5 protein-coding genes and 2 pseudogenes are annotated in these 9,240 nt (G+C 68.8%); 2 read left to right on the plus strand and 5 right to left on the minus strand.

The features are described 5' to 3' along the window. A pseudogene (locus VF697_RS16170) lies at positions 1-622 on the plus strand (hypothetical protein); the annotation flags it as partial. 85 nt (positions 623-707) lie between these two features. Continuing rightward, on the plus strand, positions 708-2,969 hold the full coding sequence (locus VF697_RS16175) for a hypothetical protein (protein ID WP_331095941.1): 2,262 nt from the start codon (positions 708-710) through the stop codon (positions 2,967-2,969). A gap of 1 nt (position 2,970) precedes the next feature. On the opposite strand, the gene VF697_RS16180 is transcribed toward VF697_RS16175, so the two are convergent. The 5 genes and pseudogenes from VF697_RS16180 to VF697_RS16200 form a co-directional block, all read right to left on the minus strand. Continuing rightward, entirely contained in the window at positions 2,971-3,474 is a 504-nt protein-coding gene (locus VF697_RS16180; RefSeq protein ID WP_331095943.1) for a hypothetical protein, read from the minus strand. After that, positions 3,471-7,370 carry a type VI secretion IcmF C-terminal domain-containing protein gene (locus VF697_RS16185; RefSeq protein ID WP_331095944.1) on the minus strand — a complete coding sequence of 1,300 codons (3,900 nt, stop codon included), beginning with the start codon at positions 7,368-7,370 and terminating at the stop codon, positions 3,471-3,473. The genes VF697_RS16180 and VF697_RS16185 overlap by 4 nt, the downstream gene beginning before the upstream one ends. 3 nt (positions 7,371-7,373) lie before the next feature. Beyond that, positions 7,374-7,661, minus strand: coding sequence for a hypothetical protein (locus VF697_RS16190; RefSeq protein WP_331095946.1), 288 nt, complete (start codon positions 7,659-7,661; stop codon positions 7,374-7,376). 17 nt (positions 7,662-7,678) lie between these two features. Next, on the minus strand, positions 7,679-8,317 hold the full coding sequence (locus VF697_RS16195) for a DotU family type IV/VI secretion system protein (protein WP_331095948.1): 639 nt from the start codon (positions 8,315-8,317) through the stop codon (positions 7,679-7,681). Further along, positions 8,314-9,240: pseudogene (locus tag VF697_RS16200) on the minus strand (hypothetical protein); the annotation flags it as partial. The gene VF697_RS16195 and the pseudogene VF697_RS16200, both read right to left, overlap by 4 nt.

The following is a 9,240-nucleotide window of genomic DNA, read 5'->3' on the forward strand; positions in this document are numbered from 1 at the left end:
GATCCACTTCCCCGGCCACTTCTTCTTCCCGCCGTACAAGAACACGCGGGTGATGGTGGGGCTCCACTTCGACCGCGCCGAGCTGCTCCGCTTCCTCGACTGGAAGGAGGGCGTGCGCACGCCCCAGGACGGACAGGGCGATCAGGTGCTGCTCGGCTGGAACAAGACCAGCCAGACGGCGATGACGCACGACTTCCAGGACGACAAGCCGGTGTGGCGCATGCACCGCACCTCCGGGGGTGACACGCAGGTGGTCCGCATGGGCGAGGGCCACCTCTTCATCCAGGTGAAGGAGTCGCCCAGCGGCGGCCCGCCCACCCCCACCTACGATGTCTCTCCCCAGGTGGAGGCCGCCAAGGGAGACCTCTCGTCGGCGGTGGGGGGGGCCATCGGGGAGACCTCGGCCGCCTACCAGGGCGCGATGGCCGCCGTGCGTGCGAAGATGAAGAGCGCCCAGGCGGAGGCGAAGGCGGCCCTGAGCGGCGCCCGGGCGGAGGTGGGCGCCAAGGTGGCGGAGGCCAAGAGTGGGTTCCAGGGCGCGTCCTCGAAGCTGTCCCAGGGCGTGGGCGAGCTGGCGGGGTCCGCGGAAGCGGCCAAGGCCGCACTCCTGAAGCTGAAGTGAGCAACCCGAGGTGGAAGTGGTGGGCGGAAAGCTCTTGAAGAAGGTTGATTCCCTGGACGCCAAACTGGCGGAGATGGAGCCCTGAGTGAAGGCGCTATGGACCAGGTTCGACATGGCCGCGGCCGAGGTGCTCGCCCTGCGGCAGAAGCTCGAGACTTCCGGAGGCCGTGTCCGAACCGGCCTGACGGCGATCGAGCCGGCGGTCTCCTCCCGTTGCCAGGCCCTGGAGGGCCAGGTGAAGGCCAAGGAGCAGTCCTTCGTGGCGCAGCTCGATGGGCTGGGCAAGCAGGTGGTGCAGCGCTGTGAGTCCCTCACCTCCGAGCTGGCCTCCGCGCTGAGGAAGCGCAAGGACGCCCTGGAGGCGAAGCTCGAGGAGCGCGAGAAGCAGCTCCAGGGCGAGTACGAGAAGCTCCGCGCGCAGGCCGAGCAGGAGCTGAAGAAGGTCACCTCGCAGCTCGAGGCTCGCGAGAAGGAGCTCGAGCAGGAGCTCGAGAAGCTCCGCGCCAGGGCGGCCAAAGAGGACAAGCAGGCCGCCGCGCAGCTCGAGGCCCGCCAGCAGCAGCTCAAGGCGGAGCTCCAGAAGGTCCGCGCCCAGCTGGACCAGGGCGTGAAGAAGTTCGAGGAAGGCGAGAAGCAGCTCAAGGAGCAATACGGGAAGCTCCGGGACCAGGCGAAGCAGGAGCTGACGAAGGCCACCGCGGAGCTCGACGCGCGCGAGAAACAGCTCAAGGAGGAGCTCCAGAAGCTCCAGGCCCAGGCCGAGCAGCAGCTCCAGGGCGCGGCCACGAAGCTCACGGCCGTGACGGAGATGGTGCTCGCCCCGATGACGCAGGTGCGCCAGACCATTGGGGAGGAGACCCAGCGGCTGACCCAGGCGCTCGACACCGCCATCGGCGAGCCCTCCAAGGCCCTGCAGAAGGTGCACGACAACGTCCAGTCGGCGGGCGAGTCCTCGAAGGCCGAGGTCCGGCGGCTGGTGGGTCAGCTGCGCGCGGGGCTGGAGCCGATCCGCACCCAGCTGAAGAGCACCACCCAGACGGCCACCGAGCTCCTCGACACGCTGGATAAGACCGTCGGCGGCACCCTCACCACCGGGCGCGAGCAGGTCAACCACGTGCTCGACACCATCGAGCGGACCCTGGGCGACCAGGTGAAGCAGGTGGCGGACGGCATCAAGCTGGTGGAGCAGTTCCTCGACCAGGTGCAGAAGCAGATCGACACGGTCATCACCCAGGGGACCGAGGCGATCGATGCCCTGATGAAGACGGCGCTCACCACCCTCGAGTCCATCCAGGCCCCCGTCCGCCAGACGATCGAAGCCACCTCCGCGGTGCTCGACAGCCTGATGGACACGATCGCCCAGGTGGAGAAGCAGATTCAGGCGATCTTCACCGCCCTGCCCGAGAAGCTCGAGCAGCTCCAGACGCTCTACAAGACCCTGGTCGGCACGCTGGAGTCCCTGCTGGCCAAGGCCGTGCAACTGCTGGAGGCCATTCCCGCCTCGGATCTGCCCAAGCCGCTGGTGGATCCGGCCATGCAGGCCATCAGCAAGGTGGTGACCCAGATCTCCACCCAGCTCGGCACCATCACCAAGCAGGTGGGCGAGCAGATCTCCTCACTGCAGCAGCAGCTCGTCACCCAGGTGGATCAGATCCAGACGCAGGCCCTGGCCCAGGTGGACTCGCTGAAGCAGCAGCTCGTGCAGCAGATCCAGACCCTGAAGGAGTCGGTGCAGAGCAGCATCGATCAGGCCGTGGCGCAGGTGACGCAGCTCATGGCGCAGATCTCCAAGCAGATCGCGACCGCCCGCGACCAGGTGGTCAAGCAGGTGGAGGCGCTCCAGGAGCAGGTGGCCAAACGCGTGGACACGCTCAAGGAGCAGGTGAAGGAGAAGCTCGGGACGTTCCAGCAGAGCCTCGCCGACGGGGTGAAGCGCGCGACCGATCAGGTGGCGAAGCTGGGCGAGACGATCGACAAGCAGGTGGCCTCCGGTCAGGAGAAGACGAAGACCGGGCTCGACACGGCCCGCACCTCGATGGACAAGGCGCTGGAGGAGGTCCGCAAGGGCCGGGCGCGCATCGAGCAGGAGATCACCCCGCGGGTGGATCAGGTGATCACCACCTTCTCGCAACAGGCCGGGGGGCTGATGGACGCGGCGGCGAAGCAGATCGACGCCCTGTCCACCCAGGTGGATGCGGCCCGGGAGCAGCTCCTCGCGCCGCTGGACAAGATCGCGGCGTCGATCGAGCAGTCCAACCTGTTCGCCCAGCCGCTGGAGCAGGCCCGCACCTGGGTGGACACGATGATGGACCGGGTCGACGCCCAGATGCGCTCGCTGGCCGCGTGACTCAGGCGCCGGGGAGCTTCGGCATCTCCGGCATCTTGGGCGCCTCGGGCGGCCCCTTGGGCGCTTCTGGCGCCGCGCCCGGCTCCGAGGGGATGGCCGGGGGAACCGTGTCGCTCAGGATGCGGCTCACGGTCAGCTCGACGTCCACCGCGGTGGGAGACGGCGGGCTGAGCAGCATCTGCCAGTTGCCATCCGGCGCGGTGAAGAGGAAGGAGACGGCCACCGCCCCCTCCTTGGGCGCCTTCAGCTTGAAGCGCTGGATGGTGCCCGGGTAGATGACCGCCGTCTGCAGCACGGTGGTGTCCGGAGCACCGACCTTGGCGGCCACCTCGGAGTAGGCCTCGTTGGCGTACTGCTTGGGATCCACCTGCCGCACGAGCATGTACATCGGCCGGCCCAGGTTGGTCCCGGGCGGCGATTTGATGCTGAGGTTGATGCTGCTCGGCCCACAGGCACCGAGCAGCAGCGCGGCCAGGGCCGTCCACCGAAACACGCGGGCGCTCATCGCGGCACCTCCCGGAAGGGAACCCAGGGATCTCCCTTGAGTCCGAAGCTGATCTCCACCCCACGCTTGCTCACGCCGTTGCCCTGGAGGGCCAGACTCCACTGCCGGCGCTGCTCCGTGGTGAGGGTGGCCTCCTCGAAGAGACGGAAGCAGCTCCAAGCCGAGCGGTTCCACGGCAACGACAGGTACTGGGGAACGTCGCGTGCGGGCGAGCGCAGCTCCAGCACGATGGACGACACCTGCTGATCCCACCAGCTCACGGGGAAGTCCTGCCAGGTGGGACTCTGGTTGAAGCCGTACGCGGTCGTCTTGCCGCACTTGAGGGAGGACATGGTGACGAAGACGCCCGTCATCGGCGGCGCGGGCAGGGGCTGAGGCTGCACCTTGAGCATCAGCGGCCGGGGCCGGCCCTCGTCATCCCACAGCAGCTTGGCCAGGCGGGCCAGCCGGCTGAGGGTGAGCAGCATCTCGTCGGGCATCTCCAGCTTGTCGCGCAGCGGGCCGCGCAGCGACCACTGCGTGCCCCGCTCCACGCACACGCGGGAGAACATCTGGTTCACCAGGAGCCAGAAGGCCCCGTCCTTGCGGCGCAGCACCTCCAGCTCGCCCGGATCCACGTCCTCGGGCGACTCGGGGTTGAAGGGGTAGCGCGCCATCATGGGCTTGAGCATGCGCCCCGAGGCCTCCGCCCACTGCTGCGCCAGGGTGTTCTCCAGCTCCTTCTTGCCCAGGCTCTGCACCTGGAGGAAGGGCTTGAGGAAGGGCTGGCGCAGCTCACCGGTGATGCCCTGCGTGTCCAACCACTCCTGGGCCTTGCGCAGGTAGGAGCCCTCTTCCTCGAGGAGCATGGACAGGGCCACCTTCTCCAGCGGCGTCATCATGTCCGCGAGCTCCGCGGTGCCCGCTTCGGCCTGTGCCTGCTCGCCTTCCGCAGACGCCTCCGCCGCCTTGTCCTTGGCCGGCGCCTTGTCCTTGCCGGCCTTGTCGTCACCGGGCTTGCCCTGACCGGACTTGGACGCGGCGTCCAGCTCGTCATGCATCTGCGCCACCAGCGCGTGGTACGGGGCGAGCGCGGCGTAGTAGCCGTTCTTGTCCGGCGTCATGAGCTGGGTGAGGGGCCGGAAGGGCGCCACGGCATTGCGCAGCGGCTCGTAGTAGGGCCCCTCCAGCGGCTCGAGGTTGGCCCGGTGGGCCACGTCGCGCAGCATGTCCACCTGCTCCGAGGACGGCTGGGTGAGCCGGGCCAGCCCGTCGAGCAGCTGCTGGCGCGAGGCGTCGAAGTGGTAGTTGCGGATGGAGTGGAAGAGCCCCTCGCGGTAGCCCTGGGAGAACGAGTTCATCCGATCCTGGATGTACTTCTCGCGCTTGGCGATCTCGTCCGTCGGAAGCTGGGCGTTCTTCAGGCGCTGGGTGAAGTCATCCACCAGCGGCTTGATCTCGGAGTCGAAAGGCGTCCGGCTCACCTCCAGATGCCACCCACGGCTGGCCAGACCACTCTTCTCGTCGGTCTTGAGCCAGGCGCGCAGCAGGCCGCGCGAGAGCTCGGGCGGGTTGAACGGGAAGGTGTTCTGCAGCAGGTTCTCGATGTGGTACGGGCCCTTGTTGTCGCCCGTCAGCCAGAGACCCTCGCGGGTGAGCAGCTCGGCGGTGCTCAGCTTCTCCACCGCCAGGAAGCCCGCGTAGGCATCCTCCTCCATGCGCAGCACCGCGGCGAGCGTGTCCCGGTTCTCCCGCAGCCACTTGAGCACCTCGATGGTGCTCCGGACGCCCTGGAAATGGGAGCTGTCGATCTCCACCGCCGAGGAGTCAATCAGGTTGAGCACGGTGGGCAGCGAGGCGTAGACGTCCAGGTCGGCGAGCTGCGCCTGCAGCCGCTCGCGCTCCGCCCGGCGCTCATGGAGCGCCGCCTTGAGCCTCTCGAGATCGTCCCGGGTCGGGCTCGGGACGCGGTCGGCCTTCCCGATCTCCAGCTCCGTCTTCAGGAACTGCAAGTGCTCCAACCACGGCTTGAGCTGGGTATCGACCGTCACCAGCTCCGGGTAGGGCCAGCAGGACCAGTCCTCGTCCGCGTTGTTGGAGAGCTGCACGGCCCCGGCGCGGCAGGGCGGAGTGCGCTCCCAGGGCTCGTCGCTGGCGAGGGCGTAGGTGGCCACCAGCGACTCGCGCAGCTCGAGCGCGGAGATCCACGTGCGGGTCTTCTCGAGATCGGCGACGGCCGACGTCCCGCTGCCCGCCGACGCGTCCTCACGCCAATGCCGCGAGTGTTGGGGGACGGTGGAGTTGATGAAGGCGCCGAGACCGTCCCCACTCGAGGCATAGAGGGCGGCCATCAGGTAGACCACCTGCTCGGGGCGGCAGTTGTCTCGCTTGTTGCCTTCTTTCTTCTCGTGGCAGAACTCGAGGGCGGGCCGCAGGTGGCTCTCCCGGATGCCACGGGCCAGCCGCTGGCGCAGATCCGACGTCTCGTCGGGGAAGCTGGAGCTCAGGGGGGGCCACCAGCGCTCGGCCCGCTTGAGCTGGAGGAGCGCGTCGGCGGCGGCGTTCACCCGCTGTTCGACGACCTCTCCCCTGCCCTTCAGGCCCTGCTTGCGCATCTGCGCGACGGTGTTCTCGAAGAGCTGCAGCTGCTCCTGCGCATCCTCCAGCAACGAGTAGAAGTGGGCGTACGCGAGCACCACCGGCAGACAGCCCGCCACGGCGATCATCGCGGCCCGCTGCAGGTGCGTGCGCAGGTAGAGCTGACGCAGCGACTGGCTGGAGCCCTCCTCGGTCGCCACGGAGAGCGTGCCGCTGGCGCGCGCCTCGGGCGTGGGGGAGGAGAAGAACACCCGGGTGAGCTGGGGCTTGAAGGAGAGGGTGTCGCCCTCCAGCATCGCGGAGACGAAGCGCCCGAGCGCCGCGAAGGAGCGCCCGCCCTGCGAGTAGAAGTGCTCCAGGCGCTCGAAGTCGTCCACCGGCAGCGAGGTGAGACCCAGGGCCAGGTACTGCTCCTGCCCTTCCAACAGCGAGGCCAGCTTGCCCTCTTCACCCTGCTTGGGGATGTCGAAGGAGAGCGGCACGCCGTGCTTCTTCAGCAGCCGGGCGAAGTCCTCGAAGCCCTCCAGCCCATCCATGTGCGTCAGGCACAGGCGGGTCTCCACGGGGGAGCGGCGGGCCTCGGACATGAGGTTGAGCTTGCCGCGCAGCAGCTGGGCCATGCGCCGCTGCTCATCCGGCGGGGTGTCGGAGAGCCAGCGCACGTCCAGGACGATGACGGCCAGGCCCTTCTGCCGGTGGTTGAAGCACTTCTGCCACATCCGGCGCAGGGCGCCGCGGGCCTGGAGCGACTCATCCTCCAGCAGCGGGGCCGACACCTCCTGCACCACGCAGTCCGGGCCCAGGTACACCTGGAGCAGCGGATCCGCCGTGTAGCTGGGGAGGAACTGGCGGGCCTGGCGCTGCCAGTCCACGTCCAGGCCGATGAGCTGCGTCTTGCCACCGCCGGCGGGGCCGAGCACCACCACGGTGGGCAGATCCACCACGGCGGCGCGGTTGGCCCAGGGCAGCCCGGAGAGGAAGGCCTGGCGCACCCGCTGCAGCCGGTTGGAGGCCATGGGCGGAGGGCCGTTGGAGGACGGAGCCGCGGAGCGCCGCTGGCGCCACCAGGGCACGACCACCTTCACCACGAAGACCACGAGGAGCGCGACGGCGATCAGCGCCAGCAGCCACACCAGGTATGGGCTCACCATGGCCCAGACCTTCTGGAGCGTCGTCGCGCTCGCGGTGACGGACTGCGCCCCGGAGTCGATCGCCTGCGTCCCGGAATTGAGCGCCTGCGTGCCCGAGTTCAGCGCCTGGACCGGATCTCCCGCGCCCGGCGCCTGTGACAAAACCATGTTCAGCAGCTGCGACCCCACGGCTCAACCCCCCCCGCGGGCCGCGCTCGTCACGGAGCGACCACGCGCGGCCATCTGGAGTGCCTCCAGCACGTCTTCCAGCCCGTCCAACGACTTCAGAAGCTCCTCGTGTCGGGCCTCATGTTCCTTGGGCGCCAGGCGCGTGCCTCCCGCTTCCGGGAAAAGCGCCGCCACTCCGGTGCGAACCTCGTCCAGCAGGGGCTCCGCGCCCGCGCTCAACGTGCCCAGCTCGGAATGGATGGCCTTCTGCAGGCGCTCCAGTTGCGTCCGGGGCTCCTGGGGCTCCCTCATCCTTTGCGCCGCGTCCATCATCTCGACAGCCACCACAGTAGCACTGGTACGGCCACGACGACGAATCCGGACGCCGCGTAGTAGCGCAGCGGGAAGGCGTGGACGAGCGGGGCCTGGGCAGCGGCAGGCAAGGGAGCGGGCATTGACTCCGGCGTGGGGATGCGGGTCGCCAGCCGCTCCTTGTACTCACGCAGCCGGGCCGTGTTGCCCGCGTAGCGGCCCTCGAAGCCGGCGGTGAGGCAGAAGTGCAGCAGCTCGAAGACGAGCGGCGAGGCCCCCTTCTGCACCAGCTTCTCGTCGGCCAGCTCGTAGAAGCGATCTCCGCCCGAGTCGATGCCGAACAGCTTGTACTGCAGCATCGGCCAGTCCGCCTGCTCGGCCTCGGCGAGCCGGCGCAGCACCATCTCGTCCACGAGGTAGACGAAGGGGCGCAGCGCCTCGTCGATCTCGTCTTCCCGGTAGGCCCCACCCAGGACCTTCTGCAGACCGGCCACCTCGGCCAGGAGCTGCTGCTGGAGAAGGGCCATACCCTGGGAGCCCACCCGCACCTGCGTGCGCTCCTGGCCCGAGGCGGGCTCGGCGGGCAGTGACTGGTCCAGCTGCGAGCGCACCTGACGGTGTGTTCGCAGAATGCTCTGCCAATGCTCGAGTTTCATGAAGAGACCTTCAACGGGAAGGAACCAGCCCCGGCGATGGAGGCCCGCAGCACCACCGAGGCCTCGCCGTTCCACGCCTCCAGGAGGTGCTGCACCTGCTCGAGGAAGCAGGCCACCAGGGGCTCGGCGGCGGGGTCGAAGGGCTCGAGCAGCAGCTCGTAGACGTGCAGCAGGCCGGAGCCGCGCAGCGCGCCGTCTGGAGCCACCGTGGCCTTGAGCTCCCGCATCCACGGGATGACGCGGCGGAAGGGCTCCTCGGCGGGAGTGCCGAGGTAGTTCAGCAGAGCGGCCAGCTCGTTGCGCTCGAGCGTGGACTTGACCTTCCAGGCCAGCAGCCGGGTCAACCCCGCCACGTCATTGCGCAGCGAGCTGTCACGGTGCGGCTCGAGCCGGCCCACCAGTTGCCAGTTCAATCCCTCCACGTGCCGGCCCGGGGTGGAGACGCTCACCCGGCCAACGGCCTCGGAGACGAAGTGCGGCTGGAACCAGAGGGCCTCCACGAGCAGCTTCTGGGGCTCCTGGAAGGCCTCGGGCAGGCGCACCAGCAGGCTGTGGCGCGTGCGCATCTCCTCGTCGAGCGCCTCGTCCAGCTCGTAGCTGGGCCCCTCGCCTGGAAGGAAGGCCGGACGCATGGGCGTGCGCCCCGTCTTGCCCAGCACGTACACGCCCGTGACGGAGTGGAGCTGCAGGTCGCGCCCGGCGGTCATGCCGCGGATGGGGTACTCGGAGCGGGTACCATCGGCGAGGAGAGGCTGGGCGGGCTCGGCCTTGAGGTTCTCCACCGGCACGACGAAGGGGTGGAGGAAGTCCGGGTGGCTCGAGCGACCCACCGTCCAGGACTTGTCCAGGTCGAAGCACAGGCTGAAGCGGCTCCACTCCTTGCGGTTGGAGGGCACCGCCACGTTGAGGAAGAGCCCCTGCTC

This window comes from Archangium sp. (genome assembly GCF_036388035.1).
In the GTDB taxonomy this organism is placed as follows: domain Bacteria; phylum Myxococcota; class Myxococcia; order Myxococcales; family Myxococcaceae; genus Archangium.

Coding starts and splice junctions, on each gene's coding strand:
- VF697_RS16180 (WP_331095943.1), bottom strand. CDS start 3,474: ATGAGCGCCCGCGTGTTTCGGTGGACGGCCCTGGCCGCGCTGCTGCTC.
- VF697_RS16190 (WP_331095946.1), bottom strand. CDS start 7,661: ATGAGGGAGCCCCAGGAGCCCCGGACGCAACTGGAGCGCCTGCAGAAG.
- VF697_RS16195 (WP_331095948.1), bottom strand. CDS start 8,317: ATGAAACTCGAGCATTGGCAGAGCATTCTGCGAACACACCGTCAGGTG.